General features: G+C 44.2%; 16 protein-coding genes and 1 tRNA gene. 8 read left to right on the top strand and 9 right to left on the bottom strand.

Going from position 1 to position 16825, the window contains the following annotated elements; translation table 11 throughout:
• Window positions 1-150 precede the first annotated feature (150 nt).
• Both ACTRXI_RS14585 and ACTRXI_RS14580 read right to left on the bottom strand, forming a co-directional pair.
• Window positions 151-1623: an MDR family MFS transporter gene (locus ACTRXI_RS14585; RefSeq protein WP_474263685.1), complete on the bottom strand. Its 1473-nt coding sequence runs from the start codon at window positions 1621-1623 to the stop codon at window positions 151-153.
• Between the two features lie 247 nt (window positions 1624-1870).
• Window positions 1871-2746 carry a TetR/AcrR family transcriptional regulator gene (locus tag ACTRXI_RS14580; RefSeq protein ID WP_474263683.1) on the bottom strand — a complete coding sequence of 292 codons (876 nt, stop codon included), beginning with the start codon at window positions 2744-2746 and terminating at the stop codon, window positions 1871-1873.
• A 166-nt stretch (window positions 2747-2912) separates the two neighbouring features.
• On the opposite strand from ACTRXI_RS14580, the gene ACTRXI_RS14575 reads away from it, so the two are divergent.
• Window positions 2913-4163, top strand: coding sequence for a YeeE/YedE family protein (locus ACTRXI_RS14575; protein ID WP_474263681.1), 1251 nt, complete (start codon window positions 2913-2915; stop codon window positions 4161-4163).
• A gap of 53 nt (window positions 4164-4216) precedes the next feature.
• On the opposite strand, the gene ACTRXI_RS14570 is transcribed toward ACTRXI_RS14575, so the two are convergent.
• The 3 genes from ACTRXI_RS14570 to ACTRXI_RS14560 all read right to left on the bottom strand — a co-directional run bounded on the left by ACTRXI_RS14570 (window position 4217) and on the right by ACTRXI_RS14560 (window position 6087).
• Window positions 4217-4777 carry a nitroreductase family protein gene (locus ACTRXI_RS14570; protein WP_474263678.1) on the bottom strand — a complete coding sequence of 187 codons (561 nt, stop codon included), beginning with the start codon at window positions 4775-4777 and terminating at the stop codon, window positions 4217-4219.
• Between the two features lie 325 nt (window positions 4778-5102).
• On the bottom strand, window positions 5103-5822 hold the full coding sequence (locus tag ACTRXI_RS14565) for an NAD-dependent deacylase (RefSeq protein WP_474263676.1): 720 nt from the start codon (window positions 5820-5822) through the stop codon (window positions 5103-5105).
• 178 nt (window positions 5823-6000) lie between these two features.
• Window positions 6001-6087: transfer RNA gene (locus tag ACTRXI_RS14560), tRNA-Leu, on the bottom strand.
• Between the two features lie 124 nt (window positions 6088-6211).
• On the opposite strand from ACTRXI_RS14560, the gene ACTRXI_RS14555 reads away from it, so the two are divergent.
• Window positions 6212-6850, top strand: a complete 639-nt coding sequence (locus ACTRXI_RS14555; RefSeq protein ID WP_474263674.1) for a hypothetical protein — start codon at window positions 6212-6214, stop codon at window positions 6848-6850.
• A gap of 392 nt (window positions 6851-7242) precedes the next feature.
• Here the strand turns inward: ACTRXI_RS14555 and ACTRXI_RS14550 are convergent, their stop codons facing one another.
• The 3 genes from ACTRXI_RS14550 to ytvA form a co-directional block, all read right to left on the bottom strand.
• Window positions 7243-7443 (bottom strand): cold-shock protein, encoded by a 201-nt coding sequence (locus tag ACTRXI_RS14550; protein WP_027847408.1) that lies wholly within the window; start codon window positions 7441-7443, stop codon window positions 7243-7245.
• 241 nt (window positions 7444-7684) lie between these two features.
• Complete coding sequence (locus tag ACTRXI_RS14545) at window positions 7685-7885, bottom strand: cold-shock protein (protein WP_027847408.1); 201 nt, start codon at window positions 7883-7885, stop codon at window positions 7685-7687.
• A 185-nt stretch (window positions 7886-8070) separates the two neighbouring features.
• Complete coding sequence (gene ytvA, locus ACTRXI_RS14540) at window positions 8071-8862, bottom strand: YtvA family blue-light photoreceptor (RefSeq protein WP_474263672.1); 792 nt, start codon at window positions 8860-8862, stop codon at window positions 8071-8073.
• Between the two features lie 252 nt (window positions 8863-9114).
• Here ytvA and ACTRXI_RS14535 point away from each other — a divergent pair, with 252 nt between their 5' ends.
• On the top strand, window positions 9115-9534 hold the full coding sequence (locus tag ACTRXI_RS14535; RefSeq protein ID WP_474263670.1) for an organic hydroperoxide resistance protein: 420 nt from the start codon (window positions 9115-9117) through the stop codon (window positions 9532-9534).
• A gap of 76 nt (window positions 9535-9610) precedes the next feature.
• Here the strand turns inward: ACTRXI_RS14535 and ACTRXI_RS14530 are convergent, their stop codons facing one another.
• Window positions 9611-9835, bottom strand: a complete 225-nt coding sequence (locus ACTRXI_RS14530; protein WP_474263668.1) for a hypothetical protein — start codon at window positions 9833-9835, stop codon at window positions 9611-9613.
• Between the two features lie 246 nt (window positions 9836-10081).
• Between ACTRXI_RS14530 and cshA the strand changes: the two genes are divergently transcribed.
• From cshA to ACTRXI_RS14505, 5 genes are all read left to right on the top strand, one after another.
• On the top strand, window positions 10082-11527 hold the full coding sequence (gene cshA / locus ACTRXI_RS14525) for a degradosome RNA helicase CshA (protein WP_474263666.1): 1446 nt from the start codon (window positions 10082-10084) through the stop codon (window positions 11525-11527).
• A gap of 142 nt (window positions 11528-11669) precedes the next feature.
• Window positions 11670-13559, top strand: a complete 1890-nt coding sequence (locus ACTRXI_RS14520; RefSeq protein WP_474263664.1) for an ABC-F family ATP-binding cassette domain-containing protein — start codon at window positions 11670-11672, stop codon at window positions 13557-13559.
• A 164-nt stretch (window positions 13560-13723) separates the two neighbouring features.
• Window positions 13724-14077, top strand: a complete 354-nt coding sequence (locus tag ACTRXI_RS14515) for a winged helix-turn-helix transcriptional regulator (RefSeq protein ID WP_022794628.1) — start codon at window positions 13724-13726, stop codon at window positions 14075-14077.
• The gene (locus tag ACTRXI_RS14510; protein ID WP_474263662.1) at window positions 14077-14631 is read left to right on the top strand and encodes a 3-dehydroquinate synthase II; all 555 of its coding nucleotides are present in this window, start codon (window positions 14077-14079) and stop codon (window positions 14629-14631) included. Before ACTRXI_RS14515 ends, ACTRXI_RS14510 begins: the two co-directional genes overlap by 1 nt.
• Window positions 14632-14823: 192 nt before the next feature.
• On the top strand, window positions 14824-16704 hold the full coding sequence (locus ACTRXI_RS14505) for a cation:proton antiporter (protein ID WP_474263660.1): 1881 nt from the start codon (window positions 14824-14826) through the stop codon (window positions 16702-16704).
• The last annotated feature ends 121 nt before the right edge of the window (window positions 16705-16825 follow it).

The following is a 16825-nucleotide window of genomic DNA, read 5'->3' as shown; positions in this document are numbered from 1 at the left end:
TTAATCTTTTCGTTAGAGGTATTCATGTAGCCAAACTATATCTTTTTCTGCGTTAAAGTGTCAAGGTATTTTACAGAATATTTTCACGGTTAATACAGTAAAAAGCACCCCCAGGCAAGGCTGAGAGTGCTTTTGCTGAAAATAACGATCTTACGCTTTGCTTTCCCTAGTGCTGCTTTTGCTTCCGCGTATATCACGTTTTTCCATTGTATCCGGTCTGGTGTTTTTAAGAAAGAATGAAAGCACCAGACCTACAATAGCAGCGATTAAAGCTACAAAGAAAGCCACATTGATACCGTGGATCAAGGCTTCGGTCTGACTTGACACCTCGCCTGCCTGTGCCGCTCCCGAAGCGCTCTGCGACATGACGGTAATCAGAACAGCTGTGCCAATCGAGCCTGCTACCTGACGAAGCGTATTCGTCATCGCCGTTCCGTGAGCAATTAATGAATTAGGAAGCTGGTTCAGTCCGGCAGTCGTCATTGGCATCATAACCATGGCGACACCTAACATACGAAGCGCAAACATAGCTGTTAAAAAGGCGATAGAGGAGTTTTCTGTTAAAAACATATAAGGAATGGTGCCGACCGTTAACAGAGAAAGCCCGGTAATCGCGAGACCCCTTCCACCGACTTTGTCAAAAATTCTTCCGGTAATAGGGCTCATCATTCCCATTAAAAGAGCGCCCGGTAAAAGCATCAGCCCGGAGTCCAGGGCGGAAAAGCCGCGTGCGTTTTGAACATAAAGCGGAATAAGGGTCTGAGAGCCAACCATAGAAACAAAACAGGCCATGGCAACAACGACAGTCAACGTAAAGATAGGATTTTTTAAGACCCGGAACTCGAGTATTGGTCTTTCCACATGAAGCTGTCTCCATATAAACAGGAACAGGGCAACAGCGCCTACGGCAAGGGTAGTTAATACAGTGGAGCTTCCCCAGCCGCTGTTTCCGGCAGCGCTGAATCCATATAATAAGCCTCCGAATCCGGCTGTTGACAGCATAATAGATAATAAGTCGAGCTTTGGATGTTTAAGCTCGGTTACATTTTTCAGCAAAAAGTAAGCTAAAATAATGTCTACAATAGCGATCGGGAGAATAATGTAAAATAACGTATTCCAGGAATACGAATCCACAACCCAGCCGGAAAGGGTAGGACCAAATGCTGGAGCAAAAGCGATAGCTAGTCCGGCGAGGCCCATGGCCTGACCGCGTTGGGAAATAGGAAACATGGTCATAATGGAGGTCTGCATTAATGGAATCATTATACCGGCGCCAACGCCCTGAATAACCCGGCCGGCCATGAGCAGTCCAAAAGTTGGAGACAAGGCTGCAAACAGTGTCCCAAGTGCAAAGGAACACATAGCAAATAAAAACAGTCCCCGTGTGGTGAATTTTTCAATAAGAAAGGCTGTAATCGGAATCATAATCCCGTTAACGAGCATAAAAACGGTCGTTACCCACTGGGCTGTATTGGCGCTCACGTTCAAATCAGCCATAATGCTCGGAATGGCCACAGCAAGCAGGGTCTGGTTTAAAATAGCGATAAACGCTCCGGTAAGAAATACCGCGATGATTAAATTTCTTGTTTTCGCAGGTATTTGTGTAGCTGCTTCTTCAGGCATGAAAAGCCCTCCTTCGATGTAATGCATTTCACGATTATCAATCATTTATAAAACGAGTTAGTTTTTAAAGTACTTATTAGTTTTCATCAGCATATAATAATGCCAGCTACAGGAAAAATCAAGAAACTTGTTTTAAAGAAAACAAACATCTGATTTTTTGTGCTGACGGTTTGAAGCTTGACTGTGCGATTTTGAGAGCCGGTATAGCAAGAAAACCGAAACAAATGAACGATACCGGGCCTTGAAGTTACTGAATAATCTCCCGCAGAATATTAATATTAACTTGTAGATCTTCCTTTTTCTCGAGAAAACAAAACAGGGACTCCATAACAATCATTTCAGGCTCAGACTCGTAGAACTCCTGATTTAAACGGTCTACTGCTTCGACCCACTGCTTTTTTTCATAGGAAGGGAAGCGGTAATTGATAAAGGCCCGTACCTGCTGGATGGTCCGATCCCAGAGCTCCACCTGGTCAATCTCTCCGTAATGCCCCTGAAGGTTAAATGGCTCCATATTTTCTCTCGAAAACATAGAAGTAGAGGAAGTTTTGTGTTTGATAATACTTTCAATACTGGTAACTAATACTTCAGCGAGCTGTCCGAAATCAAAATGGTACCGGTCAACTTTTTCAGCAAAGGCGATCATTTCTTTGCTCATACCCTGCATGCATATCGCAAGGTCCCATACGAAAGGCTCTATATCGGATCCAAACGTCTCAAGAAGTGTATCTTTATGCCAGTTCACCATAATGAGCTGCCCCTGTTTTAAAAGGGCCTTAATTTTATCAGATTGTTTGTTAATGGAAGCAGACTGATAAAGCATCCAGACGTATTCGCGGTGCTCAACGAGGCCTTCGATTTCTCTCGACAGCTTAGCGATAAGCTGATCCCTTGGCTGCTTGGACTCCTCATTGCGGGCGTAATTGGCACGGTGAATAATGTGGTTTAAATTATCTCTTACAATTTGGGCGAGAATATCTTCCTTGGAATGAAATATTTTATAAATTGAAGCTTTAGACATTCGGCATGCTTCAGCAATATCCTGTACTGAAGTGTGAAAGAAACCCTGGCTGGAAAAAAGCTGCATCGCGGTTTGCTGAATGTATATTTTCTTCTCATCCATTATTCTCACCACCTTAAAACGATCAAGTTTTTTAAGTACCTTTAAGTTTCGACTTATTAATAATAGTAGCTTTTATTGAGAAAAGCAACATCTTTGACTATCTTTAAAAAAATATTTAAGATAAAGAACGTAAAACTGACTAAAAAGATAGGAATGGGGGATTATAATGGCAGTAACAGTACAGCCCGTGTCCCAGCAGGAAACTGCCGAAAAAGCTTCCAAGAAACTGGGAGCACCGCAGAATAAGCTGGTTACCGGAGGGTTAATCGTATTTGCTATTTTAACGTTATATCTTGCATTAACCCAGTCAATCGTACAGCCGCTTCTGCTTACGATCGGCCTTCTTCTGGGATATACACTTTTTCACGCCAGATTTGGATTTACCTCGGCGTTTCGCCGCTTAATGTCTGTAGGTAATGGCCAGGCGCTGCGGGCCCATATGGTGATGCTTGCAGCAGCGGTAACCTTGTTTGCCCCGATTCTTGCTCTTGGCTCCACCTTTTTTGGCGGTGACGTGTCCGGCTACGTCAGTCCTGTCGGCGTGAGCGTAGTCGTTGGCTCGTTTATGTTCGGTATTGGGATGCAGCTTGGAGGTGGCTGCGCTTCCGGAACGCTGTATGCAGTAGGAGGCGGCCGGACGAACATGTTTATTACGCTGCTCTTTTTCATCGTTGGCTCCACCGTTGGGGCATATCATCTTTCGTTCTGGACAGATGATACGCCTTCCTTTGGCTCAATTTCGCTGGCTACGTCGACCGGTCTCGGATACACAGGGGCCTGGATAGTATCTTTACTCATTTTCGCGGCTGTCATCGCAGTAACATTAATTATCGATAAAAAGAAAAATCCTCCGGCAATGGCTACGTTGCCGACTGCTAGCGGCTGGAAACGGATTTTCCGCGGTTCCTGGCCTATGATGGTTGCAGCAGTAGTACTTGCTGTATTAAACGCTTTAACCCTGCTTACGCGCGGCCAGCCTTGGGGCATTACTTCGGCGTTTGCACTTTGGGGATCCAAAGCTGCCGAGGCTGTAGGTATCAACGCTTCGAGCTGGGATTACTGGAGCGGGGAAAGCGCGCAGGCACTGCAGACTACAATTTTTGCTGATTCCACTACTGTACTGAATTTTGGTGTTATTTTAGGCGCATTTATTGCTTCAGCCGCAGGTGGACTGTTTAAGTTTACGAAAGTGACGATTGGCAATGCTTCTGCTTCCATTATCGGCGGTCTTTTGATGGGGTACGGAGCGAGGCTCGCTTTCGGGTGTAACATTGGTGCTTACTTTGGCGGCATTGCTTCCTTTAGTGTACATGGCTATGTATGGGCAGTATTTGCCTTAGCCGGCACATTTCTGGCTCTGTTTTTACGGCCGTTGTTCGGTCTTTCTGTACCAAAGCCAAAGGATACGTTCTGTTAATACGAAAAAACCTTCCTGCGTTCAGGGAGGTTTTTTGATGAAAAATAAATGTTTTACTCAAAAATATTAATCTTTTCTTCAATGGGCGTTCTCGGTTTGGCTTTGGGTATTTTTTCAAAATAGCCGAGCTGCAGCATGCCGACAATAGTTTCATCCGGATCGATGCCGAGCGATTGCTTGAAGCGGTCTGAATAGATATAATCACCAGTTTTCCAAATCATGCCGATATTTTGTTCCCAGCTTAACAGCTGAAAGTTTTGGATAAGGGTAGAGGCTGCGCCAAAATCTTCTTCCCATTTTTTCACTTTTGGCTCGGCCTGATTAACGACAAGCAGGGCGCCGGGAAGCTCAGAAATTTGGGCCCGTACTTTTTCGGGTTTTTTCGAGCCTTCGTGCTCCTGATAATCGGCGAGAGCTTCTGCTAGTTTTTCCGTCCCGCTGCCAAGAAACAGCAGAAAGCGCCACGGCTCACGCACGCCGTGATCGGGCGCCCATTTGGATATTTCAAGCAGTTCAAGGATAGTTTGTTTATCTACCGCCTGGTCTGTAAATTTCTTAATACTTCGACGGGATTGGATTGTCTGGGCGAGTGGAGTGCTGGCTATATCAGTCATAAGAAATGCCTCCTATATTGAAAATGATTATCATTTACTATTTTAACATATAGACAGCTTATTGGAAGGTTTACAGACAGGGGTGTTTGTATCGTGCGCTTCCATGTAGCCGAAATACGGGGAGGCGCTCGACATAATGAGAGATCCGTGTCGCAAGCAAGGGGTGGAGATAATGGTGTGCCGCTTAAAGTAGAGCCTGATCCGGAAGCACAAAATGCCCGGGCGGCCTAAAAACTGGCGCATATATTAATACAGTATTTAGAAGTGAAAACGAATACTGTTTCGTAAAAAGGAGCTTCCAGTCGATTCTGGAAGCTCCTTTTAGCTATAAATGACTGTTTGTGTCGGTGAGCACGTTTTGAATAGAAGCTCCGGGAAATGTTAAATCCGCCCATGAATCGAGTTCTGTTTCTTCCTGGTTTACAATAACAAGCCTGGCTCCGCTTTCTTTTGCTTCCATTGGAAACAGGGAAGCAGGGGCTACCTGCAGGCTTGAGCCGAGAACGATAAATAAATCACAGGCTGCGGTTGCCTCCTGAGCCTGCTGGATAGCCTGCTCCGGAAGCATTTCACCAAATAGGACAATACCCGGTCTGAGTTTGCCACCACAATTTGGGCAATGGGAAGACCCGTTTAAAAAATCCTCCTGTGATGCCTGCCGGCCGCAAATATGGCAATTAATTTCCCGCAGACTGCCATGCAAAGCAGAAACGTGCTGCTGGCCGGCGGCTTGATGAAAGCCGTCTACGTTTTGGGTGATTACGTGCTGGAGGAGGTCTTGTTGTTCCCATTGAGCTAAGATCTCATGCCCTTTATTAGGTGATGCATCGAGCAGAGACTGCAGTCGCCATTGATAAAATTTTGTGAATGCTTCGTTTTGATGCTCGAGTGCTTCAACTGTGGCAAGCTGTTTTGGGTCATAATTGTTCCAAAGGCCTGACGCAGACCGGAAATCAGGGAGCCCACTATCCGTAGACATTCCGGCACCGGTCATTACAATACTGTAATTGGAGGCTTTAAGCCATTCTGCCAATTGTCTGCTCACCTTGATCCTCCTGACATATAGTTATTGATTAGTGCTGTATTTCCAATACCCGTCTTCGCCCACTGCTTACACTAATAACAAAAAGATGCTCTGGGGAGGGCGACGTGCTAAAATAAAGTGAAAAAGAGCATAAAAAAACACCAGCCTGGAAAGCCTGGTGTGTTCGTTATATAAGAAATGGTGCGGATGAGAGGATTCGAACCTCCAAGAGCGTAAGCTCACACGGACCTGAACCGTGCGCGTCTGCCAGTTCCGCCACATCCGCAAGACAAATTCTATTATAACCAGTAACAGCGAATTGTGCAATAGAAAATTTGCTGTTTTTTTCATAGAATAGTACGATTAAATAAAGCTGAGAAGATAACGGGCAGGAAAGTGAGTCGTCGATAATGAGCGAAAAAAAAGACCAGGGGTTCGGACAGCGATTATACGAGGCGATTATGGTTATACTTGCCATTCTCTCTGTAGGAACGATCTGGTACGAGACAGAAGTATCCGGTTATATTATTTGGACTACCTGGGCGTTATTTACGCTTGATTATGCTTTCCGTTTTTTTCGTGCAGAAAAGAAATGGGAATTTGTAAAATCCCACCCTTTTTTATTAATAGCAATTATACCGGCAGATGCGATTTTTCAATTCGCACGCCTGGCACGAATTATTCACCTTTTTCGCCTCAAGACGATCACCAAATTTTATACGATGCCGCTTATTCGTTATTTAAGCCGTCAGCGGCAATATTACGTTTGGGGCGGTATTTTAATATTGTACGTTTGTTTTGTGCTCTGGGTTTGGGGCATTGAACCTCCTGCAGATTCATTGTGGACATCTGCTTTGAGCGTGCTTATGGCGCTAGTTATGTTTGGGCGCTCTAACATTGAGCCGGTTACTGCAGTCGGTCAGGGGACAATGGTAGTGCTGAGTTTATTTGGGGTCATTTTATATGGCTTAATTTTAACCTATGTGTTTGAATATATTTCCGTAAGGTATTGGAAGAATAAAGTGAAAAAATGGTTTCCTTTTAATTAAAACCAGCCATTAAAACAATGGAGATTCATTGAACCACAGTAAGGCAGAAGATATGTTAGAAAATAACATAAAATTGTTGCAAACATGTGACAGGGGAGTATGATAGATATATATCAAAGGAGGGATAATCATGTGGGCTTTGCATCTGGTTCAGAATATGCGCTTTGTCATAATGGGGCTCTTATCCCTTTCGGCACTCAGTATTTTTGCTTTTCAATCAGTAGAGATTGTACATGCATTTCTTGAAACGTTTAGACGCCGCTAACGCTTAAAAAGAGCACCATGCAGCAGGAATACCCGGCTTTCGGGTATTCCTTTTTATGTATCCGCATGTTGGAATCAACAAGAAAAAACCTCCCTCCAAAAAGGAGAGAGGTTCATATATGGCTTAATTAGTTTTTAGTAACGTTCGCAGCTTGTGGGCCGCGGTCGCCTTCTACTATTTCGAATTCTACCGTTTGTCCTTCTTCTAAGGTTTTAAAGCCTTCTTCCTGGATAGCGGAGAAGTGAACGAAAACATCGTCTGCACCTTCGCGTTCGATGAAGCCAAAACCTTTTTCTGCGTTAAACCACTTAACTGTACCTTGTTCCATAAAAATAATCCTCCTGCGTGCCCTGTGGCACAAATAATACTTATCTTGCAAACCGCATAGTTCCAAGTTCAGAAGCTAAAACCCTAACCTTGTTCAAACTAACGGATCAAAATAGTAATTTCATTGTATCATGTCACCCAAATTATAGCAACAGACTTTAATATTTAAATATTAAAGAATGGGTAATTTTTTGAAAAGAAAAAGCCATTCTCCCGAGAGAGAGCGGCTTTGTATGGTTTAATTAGTTTTTAGTGACGTTTGCAGCTTGTGGGCCGCGGTCGCCTTCTACTATTTCGAATTCTACCGTTTGTCCTTCTTCTAAGGTTTTAAAGCCTTCTTCCTGGATAGCGGAGAAGTGAACGAAAACATCGTCTGCACCTTCGCGTTCGATGAAGCCAAAACCTTTTTCTGCGTTAAACCACTTAACTGTACCTTGTTCCATAAAAATAATCCTCCTGCGTGCCTCATGGCACAAATGTTACTTATCTTGCAAACCGCATAGTACCAAGTTCAGAAGCTAAAACCCTAACCTTGTTCTGACTAACGGATCAAAATAGTATATTCATCGTATCATGTGCTCCAAACAATAGCAATACATTTTGCGAATCAATTTTAATGATATTAATATCAGCTGTTCCGCTGTTTGAAACGAATAGCATCCTTTACTGTGCCGAAGGTCTGGAAAGTGGAGAAATCGAAGTCCATATCTTTGGATCGTACCGCAAGACTTGGTGAAATACCGGTGACAATCAATTCAGTGCCAAGCAATTTTAGAAGATCATTTAAAGTGAAGATCCCTTTCATAATATCATCATTTAATGTAGAAAGGCCGGAAAGGTCGACGATGAGTGTTTCTACTTTTGAGTTGTGAATCACGTCAGTAATGTTGGTGAAAATAATCTTCAGTCGCTGCTCGTCGACGTTGCCGATTAGTGGCATGGCGTAAACGCTGTTAATGATTGGAACTATGGGGGTAGAAAGAAGGTTAATTTCATTGAAATACTCTGAAGCATCTTTTTCTGCATTTTTTTGTTTCGTAATATCTTTTTGTACTCCGATAAAGTAATATTTATCCTCTTCCGGTTCATAAACAGGGTCAATGTGGAGTTCGTTCCAAAATTTAGTGCCATCTTTCCGGTAGTTAATAATTTCGATGGAAATGGGTTCGTAGGTTTTCAGGGCTTGTCTCATACGCTCAATAGTATGAATGTCGCTTTCCGGCCCCTGAAGAAAACGGCAGTTGCTTCCAAGAATTTCTCCGGCGGAATAACCGGTTAAATTGCAGAAACCACTGTTTGTATAGATAATAGGGTTGTCTTCTATAGCTGGATCAGTAATGATAACTCCAACACGGGTATGGTCAACTGCTGTGAGCAGTAAAGAATTAGTAGGGGTTTTTAATGGGAAGTCCTGATTCATGATTTCGCCGACTCCTTTATTGTGGATTTGTTATTCGAAATGGAAAGCCTTCTGACAGTTATTTTTACTTAATCTTCAATGATTCTATAACAGCTTCCTGCCATGGGCAACTGCCGTATTTACTATTTCTTCAGCTTATGTGAAAAGCGTTCGGATAAATTACTTTGGAACACTGGATGTTTAAAAAATAGATTAAAAGTGTATATGTACTATTGGAATCAATCGTTATTAAGTTGAATGGAGGAGTTATGTATGGCAGAAACAATATTTACTTCGAAAGCTACTGTAGAAGGTGGCCGTGAAGGACATGTCCGTTCTGAAGATGGAATGATTGATGTGAATCTGGAACAGCCGGGCTCAGGTTCTTCCAAATCAGGATCCAATCCGGAACAGCTCTTTGCATCGGGTTATGCTGCCTGCTTTGACGGCATGCTGAACCTTCAGGCAAGCAAGAAAAATAAAGATGTTTCTTCTAAGACAACTGCAGCTGTAAGTCTGCAGAAGGACGACTCCGATGGTATGTTCCAGTTGGCTGCTGAACTTACAGTAGAAATCAGCGGTGTATCAAAAGAGGAAGCAGACGAATTAGTGGATCTTGCTCACCAGTACTGCCCTTATTCCAAAGCTACACGAAACAACATTGAAGTAAAAGTTCAATCCGAAGTTAAGTAAAGACGTAAAGAGGGCCCGCAAAAAACGGGCCCTCTTTATATGTATACCGCTGCTTTCAGAGAAAGCAGGGCAGAGATTAACGTGAAAGGTTTTCTTTAAAATCATTCATTGGAGAACGGAGGGTGATAATACACTCTTTATGGTAGTACTCTTTAACGCCCTGGAGGAGCTCCTGTTCAGAATCGCAATAATAAATCTGCCCACGGCCTAAGTTCATTTGTTCGATATCTTTAAGTGTTCCCACCGTGACTTGTCTTCCGGAACGGTCAACAAAATATGCAAATTTGTTCCCCACAGCCATTTGCCCGTCCTCCTTACATAATTATACGCGTAATTAAATGAAAATTTTGTAATTTAATTATATCGTCATTTACATAAACTGTTCAATGTAGTTTATGTTACATTTTCATTACAATTAAACAACCAGTGTGAATTTATAGTTAATTGCTGTGAAAAATGAAAATTAGATAGATTTTTTTTCATGAATATGGTAATGTTAATTAGTTCATACGAAATGATCGAATAAGCATAAAAGGGGAATATATACTTGACTTTATTTTCAGAACTAAGATTGGAATCACCTATTCTTCAAGCTATTGAAGAGATGGGATTTGAAGAAGCAACACCCATACAATCGGAAGTTATTCCAAAAGCGAAGAACGGAACGGATATTATTGGTCAGGCACAGACTGGCACAGGAAAAACTGCGGCTTTCGGCATCCCGCTTCTTGAAGCAGCCGATCAAACAGCTAATGCTCCGCAGGGAATTGTACTTGCACCTACAAGAGAGCTTGCTGTGCAGGTATCCGAAGAATTAAACCGCCTCGGAAAGCACAAACGTGTTACAGCAGTAGCCGTTTACGGCGGCCAAGATATTCAGCGTCAGATCAAAGCGCTGAAAAGAAAACCGCAAATTATTGTAGCAACACCGGGCCGTTTAATGGATCATGTGCGCAGAAAAACGATTGATCTCGGAAAAATGAATACGGTCGTGCTTGATGAAGCTGACGAAATGCTCAGTATGGGATTTGTGGATGACATTGAAGAAATCCTAAAGGATATCCCAGAGCCTAGACAGATGCTTTTATTCTCGGCTACAATGCCTCCAAAGCTGAAGCGCGTAGCAGATAAATTCATGACTAACCCTGAACAGGTTCAAGTGAAAAACAAAAGCATGACAGTGGCGAAAATCGATCAGTATTATATTGAAGTGAACGAACAGGAAAAGTTCGAAACTCTTTGTAATATGCTCGATTATACCCCGCCGGAGCTTGCGATTGTCTTCGGACGTACGAAGCGCCGCGTGGATGAACTCGCTGAAGCTTTATCAAGACGCGGTTATGCAGCAGAAGGCATTCATGGCGACATGAAGCAGGCTCAAAGAGACAAAGTGCTTCAGAAATTTAAAAAAGGCACGATCGAGCTGTTGATCGCGACAGACGTAGCTGCCCGCGGCATTGATGTGAGCGGCGTTACACACGTCTACAACTTTGATCTTCCACAGGACCCGGAAAGCTATGTGCACCGGATCGGACGTACAGGAAGAGCAGGAAACGAAGGCGTAGCTTACAGCTTCGTACCGTCGAGAGAAATGACGCACCTGCGTCTTATTGAAAAAACCGTACAGGCTAAGTTGAAAAAAGCGCCTAAGCCGACGAGAAATGATGCAGTTGAAGGGCGTGCTCAACAGGCTGTACAGAAACTGGTCGGATCAATGCAGGACGACGATAACGAGTACTGGGAGCGTACAGCAGAAGAACTGCTTAACGAATACGAGGCAAAAGAAATCGTAGCAGCAGCGCTGAAAATGAACTCACGCGAGCTGAAAGAAGAGCCGGTAAAACTTACTTCGGAAGCACCGCTTCGTAATAAGGGTTCCAAAGGCCAGGGTAAGCCTTCCTCGAAATATAAGCAAAAGCGCCCGCAGGGCCACGGCTCCAATAAAAACAGCCGTCCGCCAAGAAACAAAAAGAAAAAAATGGATCTTTCCTAAATCTAATTTTTCGTATAAGAGCACTTTCCCAGCCTGATGGGAAGTGCTTTTTTGTTTTTTGGGCTTTAAATAGCCCTGTGTTTTTCAGGAGCACGAGCAAGTATGCTAAGATAGGAAAGGACGAGAAAGGAACGGTGAAAACATGAGTCTGCTTGTAGCAGAAAATCTATACCAGACAACCGGCACCAAGGTGCTGTTTGACCATATTTCATTTACGATCGAGCCCGGAGACCGTATCGGGCTGATCGGCGTTAACGGCACAGGGAAATCTTCGCTTCTCCGCGTAATTTCTGAAATTGATTCTTCGGAAAAAGGAAAGCTTCAGCACTCCAAACAGCTGAGAATTGAATACCTTCCACAGGATCCTGAGCTGCCGGAGGAAGAAAATTTGATTGATTATTTGTATGAAGGCTCTTCCGATATCATGAAAGCAGTGAAAGATTACGAAAAAGCTCAGGCCCGTCTGGAGCAGGAACCTGAAAGTGAAGCTGCACAGGAACAGTGGATGAAGGCCCAGCAGAAAATGGACCAGCTCGGAGCATGGGAAGCAGGTACTGTAGCCCAGCAGGTGTTAAACAGACTGGGGCTGACGGTCTATAACCAGAAAATTAATGAACTCTCCGGCGGCCAGCGTAAAAGAGCTTCCATTGCCCGGGCTCTCATTCAGGACTGTGACATTCTTATTCTTGACGAACCGACGAACCATCTCGACGACGAGTCCATTAACTGGCTTGAAAAATATTTATCCAACTATAATGGAGCTTTAATATTAGTTACACACGACCGTTATTTCTTAAACAGAGTAACGAATAAAATCTTTGAATTGGAACGCGGCCGTCTGTATGAATATGACGGCAACTATGAACTGTTTCTGGAAAAGCGGGCCGAGCGCGAAGCAAATGAAGCGCACGCCGAAGCAAAACGGCAGAACACATTAAAGCGGGAGCTGGCCTGGCTTCAGAAGCAGCCGAAAGCTCGCGGCACAAAACAAAAAGCCCGGAAAGAGCGGGCGGAGTCTTTGAAACAGCAGGAGGGACCGCCGAAAAAAGAAGAGCTGCAGGTTCCGGTAGGTTCTACGAGACTTGGAAAGAAAGTGATAGAGGCGGAGGACCTGGAAAAGTCCTACGGAGACAAGAATATGTTTTCGCAGTTTAACTATATGTTTACCCCTGGAGAAAAAATAGGGATTGTCGGTCCAAACGGAACTGGGAAAACGACGCTTTTAAACATTCTTGCCAACCGTATCGACCCCGATGCGGGGAATGTAGTGTACGGCCCAACTGTAAAGCTTGGCTACTACTCGCAGCAGCAGGAAGAATTGGATGAATCAAAGCGCGTGCTCGAATACATTCGTGATATTGCTGAAGTTATTTATACTGTTAACGGTGAAAGTATTTCGGCTGAACAGATGCTTGAACGCTTTCTATTCGAACGGGAGGATCAGTGGACGTATATTTCCCGGTTGTCCGGCGGAGAAAAAAAGAGGGTGTACCTGCTCAGTATTTTAATGACCGAGCCGAACGTATTGTTTATGGATGAGCCGACAAATGATCTGGACGTGCAGACACTCAGCGTACTCGAAGAATACCTGCAGCAGTTCCCCGGCGTAGTTGTCACCGTTTCCCACGACCGCTATTTTCTTGACCGGGTAGCTGAAAAGCTGTTTGTTTTTAATGAATCATCCCAGGTTACCTTATTCGAGGGAAATTACTCAGAATTTATGAGTTCAGAAAAGGATGCTTCCCGGCCGGCGCTAAGTAAAGAGAAGAAGCCGGAGCCATCAGCTGTTAGGAGCGCAGTTGGGGAGAAGAAAAAAATGTCCTATAAAGAAAAGCAGGAATGGGATCAGATCGAAGAGCGTATTGCCCGCCTTGAAGATGAACTGGCGGAAGCAGAGCAGCAGATGGAGCAGAGCGGCAGTGATCTCGCGGCCATCGAAAAGTGGTCCAGCATCCAGAAAGAAACCAATGAAAAGCTGGACCAGGCGATGACACGCTGGGCCGAGCTCTCAGAAATAGCAGAGGAACAGTAAAAGCCAGCAGTCTCTTAAATGAGGCTGCTGCTTTTTTTGACGAAACAGGTTCTAAACGTTTATTCACTTGACTTTAAGGCTATAATACCTACATATAATATATTTGCACATACTTATATTGGAATATATAGTAGTGTCTTTTTTTAGATTAAAGGAGTGAAAGAATGACCATAGAAGAAAGAGAAAATATAAAAATAACGCTCGACAAAGTATGCGGGAAATGGAAAGCAGTCATTCTAATGGAGCTCGTCGGGAAAACGCTCCGTTTCAGTGAGATTAAACAGCAGCTGCAGCAAATTAATCATCAGACATTAATCAAGCAGCTCAAAGAGCTTGAGCATGACGGCTTAGTATTGCGCCACGCTTACGCGGTAGTACCGCCAAAAGTGGAATACTCCCTGACAAGCTACGGGGAGTCACTCGAATCTCTCCTTCGGGAACTGGAAAAATGGGGAAGAGAACACAAAATGAAAATGGAGGAAGAAGGCAAAAGCTCCTCCGGAAGCAGTGGGTGCTGATGAGTATGATGGAAAATGATGTATGGAAACTTGGTATCGTGGAAGCCATAGAGCCGATGGGAGAAGGATCGCGTGTCTGCATAGACGCAGCAGATATCTTATCTCCAGCTGAAGGTCTGCTTGTCGGAGACACAGGGCACGGGTACGTTTATACGCTTTCGGAAAACCGTACAACCAGTACGTATCCAGCCCGCGTGTTTCGTATCAACGCCGGCGCTGTGCATCAGTATATTTTCGAAGAAGAGAAGACAAGGTATCTCGCAGAAATAGAACATGATGAGCCGGTAACTGTGTACGAAGGCACAGCTTCACGCCAGGTGCCGGTAGGCAGGGTGAAAATTGAAAAACGCGAACTCGTGAGAATAAAGGTCCGCGCAGGGGACGTAAATTTGTCAGCTACTCTGCAGTGGGCAGACAGCGTTTATTTAATGACGGATCAATATGAGCCGATGGCTTTAAAAGACTGCCGGCCCGGAGATCGGATCTACTGCAGAATCGATGAGCCGGGACGCCATCTCGGTCAGTCCATTCAAGAAGAAATAGAAGAGCGGTAACGAAAAGCATGCTTTGTGTAAAAGCGTGCTTTTTTATGAAAAAATATATTTTTATAAACTGCTTTGATTGAAACGATAGGGTTTAGTATAGTATCTTTTTATTTCAAGTGATTAAAAAGTGAAAGGAATACGAATTACATACAAGATTAAACCCAAAGATAAAAAAATGGGAGTGGAAAGAAGGGAAAATATATGCTGGACTCTCTATTGTTTCAACTAATGCTGATCGGTGCCGTCGGAATCGGCTCCCAGTGGCTTGCCTGGTTCTCCAGGCTGCCGGCCATAGTCGTTATGTCTGTTGCCGGACTTTTGATCGGGCCGATATTTGGGCTGATTAATCCTTCCGAAGCATTTGGCGATCTGTATGGCCCCATCGTATCGATTGCTGTAGCCATAATATTATTTGAAGGAAGCCTGAATCTTGATTTCAGGGGACTTCAGGGGCTTCAAAAGCCTGTGTATCGTATCATCACAATAGGAGCTCTTCTGGCCTGGATACTTGGTTCATTAACAGCCCATTTTGTGGCTGGCTTATCATGGGAAGTATCCTTTATTATCGGTGGTTTGCTGATCGTTACGGGCCCTACCGTCATTCTGCCGCTCCTCCGGCAGGCCAAGCTGAAGCCGAGGCCGGCCCGAATACTTAAATGGGAAGGTATTGTCGTTGACCCGTTTGGTGCTCTCCTGGCAGTGTTTGCGTTTGAAATTATCCGAACCTTTACCTCCGAAGAGTCCACCTTCGTCTCGCTCGTCAATTTCTTTATGGCCTCGTTGTTTGCTGTTTTTCTGGGGATTCTATTCGGTAGAATTATCGGGTGGACCTTTGAACGTGGGCATGTGCCGGAGTTCCTGAAATCTCCGGTCGTTCTGTCCATGGTGATTGCAAGCTTTGTCATTTCTGACGTGGTTATGCATGAAACGGGATTGTTGGCCGTCACTGCGATGGGAATGACGCTTGCAAATCTTCATATAAGCTCCATCAGCGACATGCAGCACTTTAAAGAAAATATTTCTGTGCTGCTGATTTCGGGTATATTTATTATGCTGACAGCATCACTCGACCGGGATACACTGATGCAGATTTTCGATCCGCAAATTATTGCTTACGTTCTTTTGATGCTGTTTTTAGTTCGCCCGCTTTCAATCTGGCTGTCGACCATGGGGACCGATTTAACATTCGGGGAAAAAGCTCTTATCGGCTGGATCGCTCCCCGGGGAATTGTAGCTTTGACGGTAGCAGGGTATTTTGCGAATGTCCTTGAAGAATACAACTACGCCGGGGCTTCCATTATTACCCCGCTTACGTTTGCGCTCGTGTTTGCGACTGTATGCTTCCACGGGTTTACGATTGGGCCGCTTGCCAGAAAGTTAAACCTTTCAAAAGAGGGGCTTCCGGGAGTTCTGTTTGTAGGAGGAAGCTCCTTCACTACAAGCCTTGCCCAAAAGCTGAAGGAAATGAATGTGCCGGTATTGATTGCCGATTCTTCGTTTGAACATTTGTTCAACGCACGTAAAGCAGGAATCGCTTACTACCGGGGAGAGATTCTTTCCGAGCAGTCGGAGTATTCACTGGACATGACTCCCTATAATAAAATTATCGCGGCTACCGACCGAGATTCTTATAATTCGCTCGTGTGCACCACCTTTGTCCCTGAATTCGGAAGGAAGGATCTGTTTCAGCTCAGCTGGCATCAATCAGACCGGAATGAACCCGATGAATTGATGAGAAAGGTCGGTGGCCGCGTTCTGTTCGAAAAAGGCGCGACATTTGAAGAGCTGAACTGGAAAGTAGATGCGGGTTACGTGTTTAAATTAACGTCTTTAACAAAAGAATATCCGTACCAGTCCTATTTAAATGACCGGGCGGAAGATGTAGTGCTGATCGGTATTCAAAAACCGACTGGACGTCTGGAATTCTTTGCTGTTGATAATGCAATAAAGCCTGAGGCAGGAGACAAAATTCTCAGCCTGAGTCCGCCAAGCAACCATGAAGTAAAAAAGAAAGAGGAACTAAAGGAACAGTCAAGAGAAAAACAAACTGTTCGGAAGCCTTCAGGCCCCTCTTTAAATTAATGAAACTATAAAAAGCCGCCTATCCAATGTATGGATAGGCGGCTCAGACTGTCGACAATGGCTCTAATTTTAGAGCGTGTCGGCAGTTTTTTATGCTATGATAAAAAGAAATAGCCTGAAA

Source organism: Marinococcus sp. LNHM4E3-1 (assembly GCF_056034405.1).
Note: the sequence above shows the minus strand (reverse complement) of the source record. Positions and strands in the feature narration are given on the sequence as shown.